We start from the raw sequence: 16630 nt of genomic DNA on the forward strand, positions 1-16630 counted from the left end.
ACAATACCGAATTTAAAAGGAAATGATTAGATGGGGTTTACCGCCAGCTTACGTTATACATAATGTCAGCATAGGTAAGTGTCTTACTATAATCATCACTTTTATAAGATGATGACGTTGTGATTGATTTTCCATCTTTTGCTACATACAAATCATAAGCAGCTTTAGGTAGTTCTCCTTCGGGTGTCTGCTTAGCGCCTATTTTGAAGTGTTCGGTCTCTCCATCAATAAATTCCTTCACATTCACCGGCGGTTCTGATTTCTGACCTACTTTAACGAAGTTTTTATAGTTGGTTTCGAAGGTACCCGCTGTGCTTTTGGCGGGCCTCTTTTCTAGAATACTATCTGTCAATCGTGTCCAGTTTCTATCACCTTTTGCATACATTTCTGCAAACCATGCGTCATTTTCATCAAGTCTATTAAAGGTTTTTGCTAAGCTAAATCTTGTTTTTTTCGGTAATCCTTGACTCGATAATGGAGGCAGTCGGTTCGGTATTGAAGGTGGCCGAGGTACTGGCGGCGGCACAGGTAACCCCCCAACAGGTGGAGGAGGCGGTACAGGCGCGCCTCCTACTGGAGGCATAACCTCATCAGGCAACCTCGGCGGATTGGGGTTACCTAAGAAATAACCAAACTTGCCGTTAACCCAGCCCGTTTTTCCACCAGTTTTAAATTTAAAGAATACAGACACTTTTGCAATGGCTGGCCTTGTCGGTAAAGGAAGAGGGACCAAAGCTTCATACAAAGCAGCGGCCATAATAACCGCACTTTTCTGAGAGCTCGCCAATACTTTAGCACTCATTCCTCGAGCCACATATCTAAGCAAGCGTCCGCCTGTTAAGCCTTTTGCCATTCCAGATATAAGTGCTCGCATACCTTGCTTACTCAGTGTGGCGGTCAATTGGCCAACTTTACCTGCGGCGCCAAACAACGGCATGATGGACAATAGATCGAGTAAAATCGTTCCACTGTCAGCCGTGTATCTTCTGTCTGTAGTTCTGTTATAAATGGTTTCATAAAAAGGCACTATCGCCTTGATAAATTTGTGGAATCCATGGGTATCATCAAAGGCTGCCTGAAAATCAATCGCTAATGTATCGAGCGCTTCTTTTATACCGCATGGCAATGTATCTAGCGCACTAGAACCTATTTCTATTGGTTTAGCATGTGTATCTTTTACCAGAGTATAAAAAGGATGTACTGCATGCTTAAATGGATTGGTATCACCATCATAAAGCAGTGAAACAAAGTTTTTTGCCGCCCAATCACAAAACAGCCCCGTGTATCTTTTGAAGTGCCTTGGTGCCTCTTCTGGCATCAACCATGCCTTTTCAAACGATGATAGTCCCGATTTTTCTATCGAACCCATAAATCGAGATAACTCCTCTTCTTCTACCACTTTCGATTTAGGCTCACCAAAAAAATTCGAGAATAAAAGATATCGTCCAGAAGACAACTGCATAACAAGGCATCTTCCCGGGATATATTGACAAGGATTGGATTCTGGTCGAATTGTCCCCCCTCGACCATCACCATATTCACTTAATGACCGTCCCATAATAACAAATGACTTCAGCGTCTTTGGCAATTCTACTATTTCTTCAATGCTCAAACCGTTATTTGCTAATACTAATGCTGATATTTGGCTCGCATCATATTCACTACTGCCATGTTCTTGGTAGTCATAGAACTGATTATTGTACTCTTCTCTGCTGGTCGACTGGCTGTATTTTATAAAGTCTGAAAATGTTCTGTATGCTTCTGGTTTTGGCTGATTTACCAGATCTCGAAAAGGATTATGACTTTCTCTATCTGTGTAAAACACATCAAACATTTTCTCTAAACTAAAATGCGTTAAACCTTTATTTATCAATAGGTGATAGATAAGTGGCTCAAGAAGGCGAATCTCTTCATCTTGGCTAGATAGAGTCTCAGCAAGCTCACTAGTAAAGACAATATCTTTATAATTATTAGTGGTTTTGTACTCTTTTATCTGATCTATGGTTTCTGATGAGTTTAACAGTCTTAGGCAAGAAACTAGATCGTGATAATCTTGCTCCACATAGCCAATGAGCTCTATTTCATTCGGCCACAGAGAAGGAGGACACTCTACTGTTAACTCGTCTAACTTTTTCTGAATGTTTGCCATTCCATCCACTGATAGAGGTATTGGAAAATCACTAATTCCGGATACTGACAACTCAAAAACTCTAACCATTACCCGTGTTTTGGCCTGAATTAATCCCTCATAAAGTTCAGCATTAATACCCGTATTGTTATTACACAAAACTGATAGCATGATGTTAACTTGGCATAAAAAGTCAGCAACTCCAGGAAACGTTTGATTGTTACCTAGACGATTTACCTCGACTTTAATCAAGCGCTCCACTTTATTAGGCAAATCATCTACCTGGATAACATCATATAGAAGGTAGTCTTGATATACCTTATTGTCTGTAATGTAGAGGCGACCTGCATACTCCCTTTTAACCTTGCCAATAGAAGTTGAGATGCGTTTAGCCCCTTCATCCGACTTTAGCCAAGCCAACACTTGTGATTCAAGCTGAGTTTCATCAAGACCACGGATAAATGGTAAAGGTCGAGCATTAACTAATTTTTCAAACTCTAGTTCAGACATGCCCACAAGTGGCGTCAAATTAGACTCTATCCATTTAAAATATTCATACAAGGCATATTGGCGAACACGAAGTGTATTCATTCCTATATTAGGTGACACTCCACGCTCAATTTTTCTCTCCTCAACCGCTAGGCGTCGAAAGGTACTTCTAAATCCATTTTCCTTTACTACTCGTTGGATTCGAAGCATCGCTTTGGCGTATATAGAAGCTAGAGTCTTATGTTTTTGTTTCTCTCTTAGCTGCCGGCTTACTAACCTTTTTCTTTCTCTCAATCTCTCTAGTCGTGTTCGTTCCTGTGTCGATAAGCTGCCTTTTTCACTGCGTTTGGCTTTGAGCTTGTTAATTTTCTTTAATTGGCGAGAAAGTTTACGTTTAAATTCTCTCACTTGATCCCCATACTGCTTGCGCAGTGTTACTCTATCCGTCTCTATTGCTGATTTGAAGACCGTTTGGTTGATCGATGTAAAGGCATCTTTAGCAGGTAGAATTAGATCACTTGTCAAGCTAGGGCGAGACACTTGGATACTCGCAATTAAATCCTGAGAGTCAGTTAGTTCAATCAGCTTATCCGCAACAACTGTACTTACTTTTTTCAGTTGCCAAAGCTCATCACCTTCGACCTCTTGATTACTGGAACAAAGCGCAGTTAATATGGCATAGAGTTGACACAAATACTCGCCACTACTTGAAAATGTCTTTTCATTTTCCATTCGAGAAACTTCAAAACCAATAACCTGCTCAACTCTTTGATAATATCGATTTAGGGCCAGTTCATTTCGATAAAAATTGTCCCTAAACTCTCCCTCTTGCATTGCGTATTTTTCGATATGAATGGAGGTTGCAAACTTCAGCTCAGGCGCATCAATTGCTGCCGAAAACTCTTGCTCAGAAAGCCCTATGATGCGGCCTGAAAATTTGCTGGTATCTCGGCGTACTCGTTGAGTAGATAGTAGAACGTCATTTTTGCTTTCGCCGTTTGAATAGATAGATAAAGACAGTGATTCGAGATCTTGTGCCACCTCATTATCATTACGGCCCTCCTCAACAGAAGAAAGGCCTAAGCCTGAAAACACCAGTGGAGTTGCATCAGAAGAATAAGGCGTCCCTAAAAATGGGTGGGACGAAAGTGTTTGGGGTTCGTTGGGCACTATAGTTATCCTTATTAGTATCATTATTTAGATACACACAAGATAACCAATTAAACCTACGATGGAGCGTACAAAACAAACATTCAAAGCAAATAGGCAATTGAGTGATTAACTTTGATAAAATGACTCAATGGTCAAGTAATGCTTAAAGCTATACCATTGAGCTAATGCCTTTGAATCTTAAAGACACTATAACTAAGTCACGCAATGCAGAAGGGGCTTCTGGGTGTTGCCCATTTAAATAATGAATTACTCGCTAAACATTCACACAGCGACCGGTTGGAATATGCTCTAAACGATCACCTAACACGCGTTTCAAAATTGTATAAGCTTTCATACCAGTGCAGTGGCCAGTATAAAACCGATCGATAGGGTATTCAGCTAGAGATCTTGCTACCGCTTCGATATCATGTTTAGTGCCCCCGATACTATTGAATACCGGTAAGCCTACGAGATGAAAGCCACCCACAACCGCTTTAATTTTCTGCTTCGGAAATAAATTCACGACTGTTTCAATCATATTGAGCACACCACTATGGGCGCACCCCGTGAAGACAACCAGTCCATCCACTTCCTCAATAACAAGGATCAGTTCGTGATCAAAGGTATCGCGCTCAATGCCTTGCTTTGAATGCGTATAAAGATACTGATTTCCGGCAGGTTGGGGATATTTTCTCTCAATTTGTGTAATGAGATGAACATTGGGAGCTATCTCGGTAGTATTTTTAATCAACTCCATCCTATGGGCATTGCGCTCCAATATCGTTTTATTCAGGCCGACGTTAGTCTTATAGCCATATGCCTGAAAGAAGTACTCTTTATCCTCGCACTCTCTCATATAGACTTTGGCTTTTTGATTTATATTCACGAAATGAGCAATACCGTTGCAGTGGTCATGATGTCGATGAGATAACACCGCCAAGTCTACCTCGGCAATATTAATATCCAGTAAAAGAGCATTGTCACAAAATGTTCGGCCATTGCCTGCATCAAATAAGAGTTGAGTACTGGCCGTTTCGATATGAAGCGATAAACCTCGTTCAACAGCCAGATCTTTGCTGCTGTCCAAACGTGAATTATCCACAAGGGTAGTGATTTTCATGCGTGCTGTTTATTACTCCAATAACTCTTCTGCTATCGAATAATCATCTATTCACTTTTGTATTGGTAAACACTAACACACTTATCTTGAAGACCTTAACTGGGACTTATACAACATAAAGTTAATTCTGATATTTGAAACAAAAACCACAGCCTTTACGAAGAGGTACATACGCTGATAAAAGATGTAAAACTTTACACCATACCCGTATTCAATCTAAGCAGCGACTTGGTATATACTCGCAACATCAACATTCAATCATTGTTTTATAGAAGATGAACAAAAGCTTACTGACTAATTTACTCGCACTGGCTTTGTTAGCGGGCGGCTACCAAACAGGCAATTCGATTGCTTACTATGCAGGACTATTCGCTTTCTCCGGCGCTATTACCAACTGGCTAGCCATCCACATGCTGTTTGAAAAAGTCCCAGGCCTTTATGGCTCAGGCGTTATTCCAGCCAGATTCGAGGAATTTAAAGCCGCAATCAAACATCTCATGATGGAGCAGTTTTTTACCGAACAAAACATCGATCGTTTTCTTAATAAAGAAATGTCGGGAGGCAAAAGCCTAAAGCTAGAGCCGATTCTGGAAAAAGTCGACTTTAACCCAACCTTTGATTCTTTAGTTAGCGTAATTGCCAATTCTTCGTTTGGCGGTGCCTTGGCCATGTTCGGCGGCACTGAAGCACTCCAGCCACTAAAAGCACCATTTGTCGAAAAAATGCAGCAAGCTGTGGTTGAGATAAGCCAAAGTGATGCCGTAAAAGAAGCGCTCAAAGATCAGTTAGAATCGCCTGCAATGATGGAAGAAATTCAAGCCAACATTGAAAATATCATTGATCAAAGACTTAATGAACTAACACCAAAATTGGTTAAAGAAATCGTGCAGAAAATGATTAAGCAACATCTCGGATGGCTTGTGGTGTGGGGCGGTGTTTTTGGCGGCTTGATTGGCATCGTGTCTTCGTTTATTGCCTAATATTAAGCAATTCACAAGGGAAACTTAGTTTCCCTTTTTTATAACGTCATGATCAAATCAGCGTTGATACCGAAGCTGGTTTTATGCTCTTCAATTACCACTTCGCTACGGGTTTGGATCACGCCAGGTAGAGAGCCAAGCTTGCTCGACATAAAATCCTGATACGCTTTCATATCTTTGACACGAACTTTAATCATGGTATCGAAATCACCAGACAGAGAATAACATTCTTCTATTTCTGGCATGTCTTCCACCGCTTTGGCAAACTTATCAAAAATCGAAAAGCTCGTCTGATCAAGGCGAATATGAATAAACACCTGAACATCTAACCCGAGTTTCTCCGGGTTCAGCTCTGCGTGATAGCCTTTTATATAACCTTCTTTTTCTAGTCGTTTTACACGGTCTGAGCAAGGGGAAGTCGTCAAATTAACTGACTTAGCCAGCTCCACAACAGGAAGTCGCCCCTTGAGGTTTAAGATACGCAAGATCTCTCGATCGATTCTATCTAAGCTCATTTACTGCCTTTAGGTAAAAGATCATGGCAAAGATAATAATCTATATAACTATACCGAGCCTATGAAAATTGGCGATTATTGTTACACACGGCACTAAATGTTTTAATGAAATGAGCTATTCACATCGTGTTCCATAAACAAAATTATGGGCTGGACAAAGCTTGACTACTTGGAGCCCCAACTAAATGGTCCACACCAAGCAGTCAACTCTATTATGAATTACAATGCTGCTTTTTTAGCCTCTGAAATCCATGCATCAAATTGTGAGCGATTGGCCTTTATCCAACCATTAACATGGGATTCAATATCGGCTGAACTATTTTTCCCTTGACTCATCATCATGTTTTGAGCACTGACATCATTAATATCTAACTTAATGATTTCAAAAAGCTTAGCGGCTGCAGGGTTCTTATCTGTGAAAGTCTTATTGGCCACAATACGCATCGAGTTCATTTCAAACCCATAGTTCTTACCATTCGGCAATGTGGTATCAACATTTTCACGCTCACCGGGCAATGCAGAAAACGGGACTTCAAGCCAAACAACATCTTTTCTTGGCACAAGAACGCCACTCACCCAGTATGGAGTCCAGGTGTAATACAGAACAGGATCGCCTTTTTTATAGCGGGATATAGTGTCGGCAATAATCGCCGCATAGTTACCTTGGTTGTGCGTAACTGTATCTTTCAGTCCGAATGCAGCGATCTGCTTTTCAATAACCATTTCACAACCCCAACCAGGATTACAACCAGTTAGATCAGCTTTACCATCACCGTTAGCATCAAAAAGGCTCGCTAATTTAGGATCCTTCAGTTGACCAATATTAGTAATGCCGTATTTTTCTGCCGTCTTTTTATCGATCAAATACCCTTGTGCGGCACCACTGATGTAGTTACCTTGTCGATAAAACTTTTCGTCGCCACCTGCCATTGTGTATTTATCAGCATGAAGTGGAAACCAACCAACAGCAAGAAACGTCGCATCACCCTTCGCGATAGAGGTATAACCGACGTTATAATCCACTTCCTTAGTTTCTTTGACTTGGTACCCAAGCTCTTCAAGAGCACGATTCACAATTAAAGTCTGGAAGGTTTCTTCAGCCACCGTAGATTGCAAGGGTTGGACTGTCACTCCCTCACCAGGAAGGCTATCCGCCGACGCACAAACAGGAAGTAACACTGTAAATAAAGTACTTGCTGTCAATAACTTCTTCCATGAAAGATTCATTTGTAGTTCTCCTCTAGAGATGCTCTGGTAGTTTTTGTTTGTTTAACAAAGCGTAAGACAATAGAAATAGGGCCAGATTGGTACCAGCGGGTTTTAGTGTCTCCCGCATTGTTTCCTAACTCTTGGGTTATTCGGTCTAATAAGATCGCAAGTATTACAATGCCTAGCCCTCCGACGGCAGCCAGTCCCATATCTAATCGCCCAATTCCTCTTAAGACCATTTGCCCCAAACCACCAACTGCAATCATTGAAGCTATGACTACCATGGAGAGTGAGAGCATTAACGTCTGATTTACCCCAGCCATAATGGTCGGCAGAGCGAGAGGTAATTGGATGCGATATAACATCTGCTTCTTGCTCGCACCAAATGAATGTCCTGCCTCAATGAGCTCTTCTGGCACCTGTTGTATGCCCAAAATGGTTAATCTAATCACAGGAGGAAGGGCAAAAATGATCGTCACAACAACTCCGGGGACATTGCCAATGCCGAATAGCATGACAATAGGAACAAGGTAAACAAACGCTGGCGTCGTTTGCATAGCATCCAATATCGGCCTAACGAATTTAGCCGCAGTATCACTCCTAGCAAGCCAGATACCGACAGGCAAACCTATCAATAAACAGAAAAATACAGAGGTCATAACCAAGGCTAGCGTTGTCATCGACTGAGACCAAACACCAATCAAGCCTATAAATATAAATGAGATAAATGTCATTATGCCAAGTCGAAGATTGGAAAACTGCCAAGCAAGCAATGAAAAAATTAATAACATTATCGGCGCAGGTGTAGAAACAAGTGCAGCTTCGAATGAAGTTAAAATAAAGTCGATGGGCACACGAATCGCTTGAAATATAGGTCTGCCATGGGCTACCAGCCAGTCCAAACCTGACTCAACCCAATTATCTAGGGGTAAAAAAGCATGTTCAAAAGGATTCAATAGATCAAAACTTTTCTCTTCAACAACGTCTGTATTTAGCCATTCATTAGACTTTTCAGATTGACTTGCACCCCATGGATCCGTGGTGTTCTGCGTGGATGACATAGTTCTACTCCTTGTCTAATACTTGCAGTAATCGAGACTTACTAATCACACCATAGTAATTACCGCTATCGTCAACGACAGGGACTGCGTAAGGAACGCCAGCCACGGACCCCAGAATACTATTTATGGGTTGTTCTGGAGTAAGGGTAACTGAATCATCAAGTTCGGCACTCGCCAGAGAGCGATTTTCTTTGTTTGCCAGTTGGAGTGAATCTAATGAAACAATACCAGAATAGTGATTTCCCTTATCAACAATAATCCCAAACTCCCTGTCACTATCAACGAGTAATTGCAACGCTGAAGCTGGGCCATCATGTTCTGACTTTTTGAACACAGCTGCAGGTGCTTTTTTAGCAATATCTCTAGCGGTTAGCGCAGACGCTAAGTTAACACCTCTAAAAAACGCGGCTACATAATCATTCGCGGGTTTTTGCAGAATTTCATCCGGTGTTCCGACTTGAACAACCCCTCCATCCTGCATAATCGCGATACGATCTCCAATACGCATCGCTTCATCAAGATCATGAGAAATGAAGACAACTGTGCGTTTATCATCATTTTGCAGACGTATCAGCTCATCTTGCATTTCAGATCTTATTAATGGATCAAGGGCAGAAAAGGCTTCATCCATCAGCAGAATATTCGGGTCACAGGCTAATGCACGTGCTAATCCCACACGCTGTTTCATACCTCCGGACAGTTCATCAGGAAATGACTCACAATAGGCTTCCAAACCAACCCTTTCTAATGCCTCGAACGCGAGCTTCTTTCTAGCATCAAGTCCGACACCAGCAAGCTCTAAACCAAATGCCGCGTTTTCAAGGGTCGTCATGTGAGGCATGAGTGCAAAGCTTTGAAAAACCATGGAGATATTTTTTCGGCGCACGGCTCTGAGCGCTTGTTCAGAGATATGTGAAATATCATTACCTTTGAAATACACACTTCCTTTCGTCGGCTCAATCAGGCGGTTTAGTAAACGAACCAAAGTAGACTTGCCAGAGCCAGAAAGCCCCATAATTACAAAGATCTCACCTTGATTAATTGACAGAGATACATCATTTACTCCAATCGTGAGCCCCGTCCTTTCAAAGACTTGCTCCTTATCCAAACCGTCATTCAGCATGGTAAATGCGCGTTCAGTATCATCTCCAAATACTTTATAGAGTCCCTTAACTTCCAGTATGGGAGTCATATGATTTATCCTTTGCTAGGTGCACAAGCGCACAAACACTTTGTACTCTAAACAAATAAATACGTATTTTCAAATCTCAACTAGTTATAATCGTTAATATGAAAATAAAGCCATCATGTTTACAGTCCGTAAAAACAAAAAGGGGAAACACACAAGGTGCTGAATTTAAAGATGAAAAATGAACTTAGCTAATGATTTCACATATAGATTATTGATATATCCAACATAGCATACACGACAATGACTATATATGTGTCTTCAATGATATATATCTATTAAGATTAACCATTTATACGCTAAACATTAGATGTCAAATTTTATTTCAATATTGTGACAGATAAGAAAATGATATTTAGGTCTCAATATAAGAAATTTTTCAGTAAAATCTGTAATGTTGCATGATTTTTCAATAAAACTACGCAGAAGTTTTATTTAGAGTACAAACTAAGAAGTGTTTTGGCTTTGGGTTTGACATTTTGCTCGTATGAGATACAAATTTATCTGTATAATAAAAACTTATCAAAATCGAATTTGTTGATAATTTTTGGTTTCTATCATGCTTAATCCCGTTTGGCTAAACACCTTTAAAACCCTGATTGAAGTGGGTCATTTTACCAGAACGGCTGAAACGCTTCATATGACTCAGCCTGGTGTCACTCAGCATATCAACAAACTAGAAAATGCCTGCGGATATCCGCTAATAAAGCGCTTTAATAAGCAGTTTGAGCTAACTCTGTACGGACAAAAAGTTTACCATTACGCACTGGATTATTTCGCCAATGAAGCGAAACTTTTACAAAATTTGGGTCATGATGAAGCTTTTAAAGGACGGTGCAGTATCGGCTGCTCAGGCACTTTGGCTTGGCTGCTCTATTCTCCTTTACTGGACTTGCAAGCGCGCTATCCCAATTTATCGATTGAACTAGAAGCCACGCCAAACGAGCGCATTTTTGAGCAAGTAAAGCAAGGCACTATCGACATTGGCTTAGTGACAAAAAAGCCTGATCCTAAGTATTTCTCTAGCCAAAAGATCGGCGCAGAGCATCTTGCTTTAGTCGTGCCCGCATGTACAGAGATGGATTCATCGTTAAACTCTCTGCTCAAGGATTTAGGTGTTATTCAACACCCAGATCTCGCACATTATTTCCAAACCTTTATTGCACAGTGCGCGCATAACCAACTCAGTCAACTCGATCTCGAAGACATAAAAAACCAAAGCTATATCAATCAAATACACCAGATTTTAGAGCCTATCACAAGAGGCATTGGCTTTACTGTCGTACCTAGCTGGTGCGTAGAACTATTCTACGGCAAAGATAAACTCAAAGTGCTCGAAACAAAAAAAGACGTTTTAGAACCCGTTTATCTGGTTAGCAAACTCAATACTTCGCTTGGCAAGCGCTATCACCAAGTGATCTCAGTCATCGAGAAAACATTAAATACCAGTAAGTAACATGCCAAAGCCAGCTTTGTTATCGGCAGTTAGTTTATTTTCGCGCCGATCAAACCTCTCAATCTATTGATTGAGTTACTCGTAATCCGATGCATAAGTTTCTTCATAAGAGTGAGAATAAAGCTCAAACAAATTACCAAAAGGGTCCTCTAGATAAACCATTTTTGCTGGCTTAGTGTCATCTTCAGGATGGTATCGCATCACATCCATACGAACTTTACCACCAAGAGATTCCACCTTTGCCATCACACCTTCAAAGTCATCCGTTTGCAAACAAAAGTGAAAAATACCCAAGCGAGAAAAATCAACATGATGCCGCTCTTGACGCTGCTTCATTTCAAATAACTCCACACCAATGCCATCGGTTGTAACGAGATGCGCGATATTAAACCCCGCAAACCCTTCCCCAAACACAGCAATGCACATACGCCCGATCGCAGATTCTCGCTCTTCGATAACTTTGGTGTTGTTCATCACAACTCGAAGACCCAGCGCCTGAGTATAAAACTCCACCGCTTTCGTCATATCACCGACCATAATACCAAGGTGATTCATTTTCATAACAAGCTCCTATTCGCTCATAGAGTGCGTATTTTGTTTCAGTAGGAGCAGTATAAGAACCTTACTTGATAAAATATAATTATCAATTTTAATTGTTATGATAATTTTTTATTTAAAATTCTGCGACTCGATCTGCGCTTCAAGCCAAGATTTAAACATCAGCTGAGAGTATGTTTCTGGTTTAGAGTCTAAACGGGTGAGCCAATACCCTCCCTTGTGAAGAAAGACATCAAATGGCTGCATGATTTTCTTCTCTTTTAGTTTGCTTGCAAACATCAAAGGAGAAGCCAACGCAACACCAAAACCTTGCGCCGCGGCGTCCACCATAAGGGCGGTAGAATCAAAGGTAATACTATTGGAATAATGAACCTTAGCCTTTACGCCAGCCTTAACTAGCCATTGATCCCATTCTTGAATATCGTAAGATCTAAGCAAGGTATACTTTAGAATATCTTGAGGATTTCTCAGCTGACTAGCAATGGATGGATGGCACAAAACGGTAAAGGGGGTATCAAATAAAAGCTTGGCAACACTACCATGCCAATGACCTCGGCCAAATCGTATGATGTAGTCCAAACCTTCAGAAAACGCATCTGCAACATTGTTATTGGTTGAAATCCTTAACTCAATTTCAGGGTGCTGGCGATAAAAGCTATCAAGCTTTGGCAGTAACCAATGAAGAGCAAAGGTTCCTACAACCCCCAAATTTAGCGGCTCTCGACTGACGCCAAGGCATAGGTTTCCTAGGCTAACCGTAAGCTCTGAAAATACTTTCTCCACCACGGGGAAAAGTCGTAAGCCCTCGACTGTGAGAGCGATTCCCCTTGGCATTCGATTGAACAGCGTGGTTCCCAACCGACTCTCCAGCCCTTTAACTTGCTGACTCACTGCAGTTTGTGTCACACACAGCTCATCTGCTGCTCTGGTAAAGCTTTGATGCTTGGCTGATACGTAAAAGGCGCGTAACGAGTTTAGCGGTAGCTGACTCAAGTTCATAACGGTCTTAAGGTAATGGAAAGGCCAAGGATTCTAACGGGTTTAGCTTTGTCAGCTCAAGGACAAACTCCAATTTTAGGCCAAGAATTTCTTGGGTCTAAGCTCAGAATTCGTGTGTTGTCGCTCTCGAGTGACAAGCTTAGTATTCTTCCTTCCTATTACAGTGAAAAGACAATAATGAAAAAACATATTCTATGCTCCTTACTAGCCTTAGTATCAGTCCATTGCGTATCAGCCAGTCTTGAACAATCACTCTCGAAAATAGAGCAAGAGATCAAAGGGCAAGTCGGTGTCGCCGTCATCGACACTCAGTCGCTTAACCAATGGAGCTATAACGGCAACCAAAGATTTCCTATGATGAGTTCGTTTAAAACATTAGCTTGTGCAAAGGTGCTCTATGATGTGGAGCAGAAAAAGCTCACCCTCAGCCAAAAGATTGATGTACCAGAGTCTGGATTAGTCAACTGGAATCCAATTACCGAAAACTTTGTTGGTAGTAAAATGTCTTTGCAAAGCATTTGCACCGCTACCATGTTGATGAGTGATAACTACGCCGCTAACTTAGCCCTTCAGCAAATTGGTGGGCCGAGTGGCTTAACGGCGTTTTTAAGGGAAATCGGCGATCAAAAAACGCGTTTGGATCGCTATGAACCAGAATTAAACTACGTTAAAAAAGGAGCAGAAAACGATACCACCACTCCTGTCGCCATCACTCAAACCATCAAACGATTACTGACAGGTGATGTCCTTAGCACTGACAGTAAAACACAATTACAGTTTTGGATGACTAATAATATGATCTCTGACTCTCTGGCTCGCGCTGTTTTACCTCAAAGGTGGTTGATAGCTGACAGATCAGGTGGCGGGGTTAACGGTTCAAGAGCTCTTACCGCGATGATATGGAAGTCAGACCGAAAGCCGTTGTTTATCGGAATTTTTATTGCTAACTCATCGCTCTCCACCTTGCCAGAAATTAATCAAGTTGTCGCAGATATCAGTCAGCTTATTTTTGCGCAATATGGTATTGAATAGACTCACTTAACCACGAATAAGATTTAAGGCTGGCCATGAAACCTACCGCACTTCTGTTACTATTTTTATCGTTGAATGCATTTTCTAGCGAGCAATCAGAAACCATTCCGGAAAAAATAGACCAGAACGGATATGTTGAGCCCTTTAAAATGTTTGACGATTTATACTACGTGGGTGATAAGTGGGTTTCATCTTATCCCTACTTCCGAGGGGCTTGTTATAATTGATACGCTTGACAGTCCTTATGGGCGCTGGATCCCAAACAATATAGAGAAACTTGGCTTCAATCCCAAACATCTTCGCTACATCATAATTACTCATGGTCATTCAGATCACGTCGGCGGCTCCGAATATATCCAAAGACATTTTGATGCAGAGGTTATTATGTCGAGCATTGATTTTCGCTTAACTAAATTCACCGCCAAAAACTCCAGAGGAGAAAATCGCTTCCTAGCACCGAAAGTACAGACATTTGCTAATGATGGCGACACCTTAGTCGTTGGTAATAAACACTTTAGATTCTATTCAACGCCCGGACACACTAGAGGTGCTTTATCGATTGAATTTAACGTTACTCATCAAGGTGAAACTCATAAGGCATTTATTGTTGGCGGCAATGGGACCAATTTCACCGGATTGGAACTGGCGCAGCAGTATGTAAATAGCGTAAAAAAGATTCGAGCCTTATCTAAAACTGAGCCTCAAGTGGAAGTTAACCTCGCCAGTCACCCGCATTTGGCACAGATTTTTGAGCGCTACGCCAAAGGATCACAGCAAAACAACCCCTTTGTCGACCCACAAGGCTTCCAAGCCTTTTTGGATGTATTAGAAGAACGTGGAAGCAAAAAACTAGCCCAAGAGCAAACCCACTAATGAATATGGAGAGAGGATGTTCATACCGGTAGCCAGATAGAAAAAAGCCCCGATATTTCGGGGCTTATATAGTTAATTAGTCCAACTCAACCAGTTGTTTCTTGAACTTCTCATGCTGAGCTTTCACTGATTCTTCTGGCTCTGCGGTCATTAGGCTAACCACAACAATGGCAATCGCTGATAAGATGATCCCAGGAACAATTTCGTAAACATCAAACCAACCACCTGATAGTTGTTTCCACACTACGATAGTCACGCCACCGATAACGATACCAGCCAGTGCACCATTGCGATTCATGCGCGGCCAGTAAAGGCTCAGAATAAGCGCAGGACCAAAAGCAGCACCAAAACCAGCCCAAGCATAAGATACTAAACCTAGTACTGAGCTGTCTGGCGTTAGAGCTAAAATAAGAGCAACAATTGAGATTGCTACCACCGCAATGCGGCCTACCATTACAATCTCTTCTGAACTTGCATCTTTCTTAATTAGTTGCTTATAGAAGTCCTCTGCTAATGCTGAAGAAGACACCAATAATTGCGAATCGGCTGTACTCATGATTGCTGCAAGTATTGCTGCTAACAGCACACCAGCAACGACAGGATGGAAGATGGAGTTAACCAACAACATGAAGATTTTCTCTCCATCATCTATCGATACCCCAGAATTAGTCACATAGATAAGACCAACTAGACCGACCAACATAGCACCAACCATAGAAAGCGCTGTCCACACAACCGCGATGCGACGTGCTGTCGTTAGGTCCTTATTACTGCGCGCTGCTTTAAAGCGAGCAAGAATGTGCGGCTGGCCAAAGTAGCCTAAGCCCCATGCAACCAAAGAGATGATCGCAATAGCAGATAGTGGCTCACCCTTGGTATCATTCCACAGCGTCAGCAGCTCAGGATTGATGTTCGACAAATCGCTACTTAGCTGACCAAGACCACCTTCCATCGCCGCAATAGGCACAATCAACAGTGCCGCAGACATCAGAAGCCCCTGGACTAAGTCGGTCCAAGATACCGCTAAAAATCCACCGAACAGTGTATATGACACAACACATACAGTACCAATAATAACAGCAGTGCTATAGTTCAACCCAAATACGGTTTCGAACAGCTTTCCGCCAGCTACTAAACCTGAGCTGGTGTAGAAAAGGAAGAATAGCAAGATAAAGAATGCAGAGATAACTTGGATAAGTTTAGATGTATCGTTAAAACGACGAGAAAGGAATTCTGGTAAGGTTAAAGCATCTGTCGTGATGCTGTAAGTACGCAGTCTTTTAGCACTGATAAGCCAGTTTAGCCAAGTACCCGCAAGCAGACCACCAGCGAGCCATAATGCTTCAATACCAGCGGCATACGCGTAACCTGGTAGACCGAGCAAAAGCCAACCACTCATATCCGACGCACCCGCAGAAAGTGCAGCAGGCCAAGGGCCAAGAGAGCGACCGCCTAAAAAGTAATCCGTTGAGTTTTTCGTTCGTAGGTATGCAATGACGCCTATTGCCATCATCAAAATTAGATACGCAATAAACGTGGTCGTAATAGCAAAGCTATTTTCCATGTGTTTGTCCTCATAAAAAAATCGCCTTCCATGAACGCCCTCACGCACACTGAGTGAGGGCTCTCGGAGAAAGGGTTAGTGGGTTTCGCTCCCAAGTTCCAACAAGGTTGCGTTACCACCCACAGCAGTTATATTTATTGTTCTCGTACGCTCTGTGATAAAACGCAGCGATAAATGTGGATCGTGAGCGACTGGAATCAACTCAACATCCGTTTCTGAAACTAGGCCTACAATAGCACCTGTGCGTTTCGCTAATTGGCGGTTGATATTTCGCTCAACCTCTTGATTGCCTATGTACCCAACAC

At 41.8% G+C, this 16630-nt stretch carries 13 protein-coding genes and 1 pseudogene; 4 read left to right on the forward strand and 10 right to left on the reverse strand.

The genetic code is table 11. From position 1 onward, the window contains the following. Positions 1–37 precede the first annotated feature (37 nt). On the reverse strand, positions 38–3787 hold the full coding sequence (locus tag AAFM34_RS14760; RefSeq protein WP_341664128.1) for a hypothetical protein: 3750 nt from the start codon (positions 3785–3787) through the stop codon (positions 38–40). 256 nt (positions 3788–4043) lie between these two features. Beyond that, positions 4044–4889, reverse strand: coding sequence for an MBL fold metallo-hydrolase (locus AAFM34_RS14765; RefSeq protein WP_341664130.1), 846 nt, complete (start codon positions 4887–4889; stop codon positions 4044–4046). Between the two features lie 275 nt (positions 4890–5164). Here AAFM34_RS14765 and AAFM34_RS14770 point away from each other — a divergent pair, with 275 nt between their 5' ends. After that, the gene (locus AAFM34_RS14770) at positions 5165–5869 is read left to right on the forward strand and encodes a DUF445 domain-containing protein (RefSeq protein WP_341664132.1); all 705 of its coding nucleotides are present in this window, start codon (positions 5165–5167) and stop codon (positions 5867–5869) included. A 38-nt stretch (positions 5870–5907) separates the two neighbouring features. On the opposite strand, the gene AAFM34_RS14775 is transcribed toward AAFM34_RS14770, so the two are convergent. From AAFM34_RS14775 to proV, 4 genes are all read right to left on the reverse strand, one after another. Continuing rightward, the gene (locus AAFM34_RS14775; RefSeq protein ID WP_114785371.1) at positions 5908–6384 is read right to left on the reverse strand and encodes an Lrp/AsnC family transcriptional regulator; all 477 of its coding nucleotides are present in this window, start codon (positions 6382–6384) and stop codon (positions 5908–5910) included. A 219-nt stretch (positions 6385–6603) separates the two neighbouring features. Beyond that, on the reverse strand, positions 6604–7611 hold the full coding sequence (proX, locus tag AAFM34_RS14780) for a glycine betaine/L-proline ABC transporter substrate-binding protein ProX (RefSeq protein ID WP_341664134.1): 1008 nt from the start codon (positions 7609–7611) through the stop codon (positions 6604–6606). Further along, on the reverse strand, positions 7608–8654 hold the full coding sequence (gene proW / locus AAFM34_RS14785; RefSeq protein ID WP_341664136.1) for a glycine betaine/L-proline ABC transporter permease ProW: 1047 nt from the start codon (positions 8652–8654) through the stop codon (positions 7608–7610). The genes proX and proW overlap by 4 nt, the downstream gene beginning before the upstream one ends. Positions 8655–8658: 4 nt before the next feature. Next, positions 8659–9846: a glycine betaine/L-proline ABC transporter ATP-binding protein ProV gene (gene proV / locus AAFM34_RS14790; protein ID WP_341664137.1), complete on the reverse strand. Its 1188-nt coding sequence runs from the start codon at positions 9844–9846 to the stop codon at positions 8659–8661. A 556-nt stretch (positions 9847–10402) separates the two neighbouring features. Here proV and AAFM34_RS14795 point away from each other — a divergent pair. Beyond that, positions 10403–11299, forward strand: coding sequence for a LysR family transcriptional regulator (locus tag AAFM34_RS14795; RefSeq protein WP_341664139.1), 897 nt, complete (start codon positions 10403–10405; stop codon positions 11297–11299). A gap of 75 nt (positions 11300–11374) precedes the next feature. Here the strand turns inward: AAFM34_RS14795 and AAFM34_RS14800 are convergent, their stop codons facing one another. Both AAFM34_RS14800 and AAFM34_RS14805 read right to left on the reverse strand, forming a co-directional pair. Continuing rightward, a complete protein-coding gene (locus tag AAFM34_RS14800; RefSeq protein WP_341664141.1) occupies positions 11375–11860 on the reverse strand; it encodes a VOC family protein in 486 nt (161 codons plus the stop codon). A 108-nt stretch (positions 11861–11968) separates the two neighbouring features. Further along, a complete protein-coding gene (locus AAFM34_RS14805) occupies positions 11969–12856 on the reverse strand; it encodes a LysR family transcriptional regulator (RefSeq protein WP_341664143.1) in 888 nt (295 codons plus the stop codon). A gap of 15 nt (positions 12857–12871) precedes the next feature. Here AAFM34_RS14805 and bla point away from each other — a divergent pair, with 15 nt between their 5' ends. Further along, positions 12872–13888, forward strand: a complete 1017-nt coding sequence (gene bla / locus AAFM34_RS14810) for a class A beta-lactamase (protein WP_341664145.1) — start codon at positions 12872–12874, stop codon at positions 13886–13888. 132 nt (positions 13889–14020) lie between these two features. After that, positions 14021–14761, forward strand: a complete 741-nt coding sequence (locus AAFM34_RS14815) for an MBL fold metallo-hydrolase (protein ID WP_341664147.1) — start codon at positions 14021–14023, stop codon at positions 14759–14761. A 76-nt stretch (positions 14762–14837) separates the two neighbouring features. On the opposite strand, the gene putP is transcribed toward AAFM34_RS14815, so the two are convergent. After that, positions 14838–16325 carry a sodium/proline symporter PutP gene (putP, locus tag AAFM34_RS14820; RefSeq protein ID WP_239171778.1) on the reverse strand — a complete coding sequence of 496 codons (1488 nt, stop codon included), beginning with the start codon at positions 16323–16325 and terminating at the stop codon, positions 14838–14840. 75 nt (positions 16326–16400) lie between these two features. Continuing rightward, positions 16401–16630, reverse strand: a pseudogene (locus AAFM34_RS14825) (1-pyrroline-5-carboxylate dehydrogenase); the annotation flags it as partial.

The sequence above is a fragment of the Vibrio sp. genome (assembly GCF_038138445.1).
In the GTDB taxonomy this organism is placed as follows: Bacteria; Pseudomonadota; Gammaproteobacteria; order Enterobacterales; family Vibrionaceae; genus Vibrio.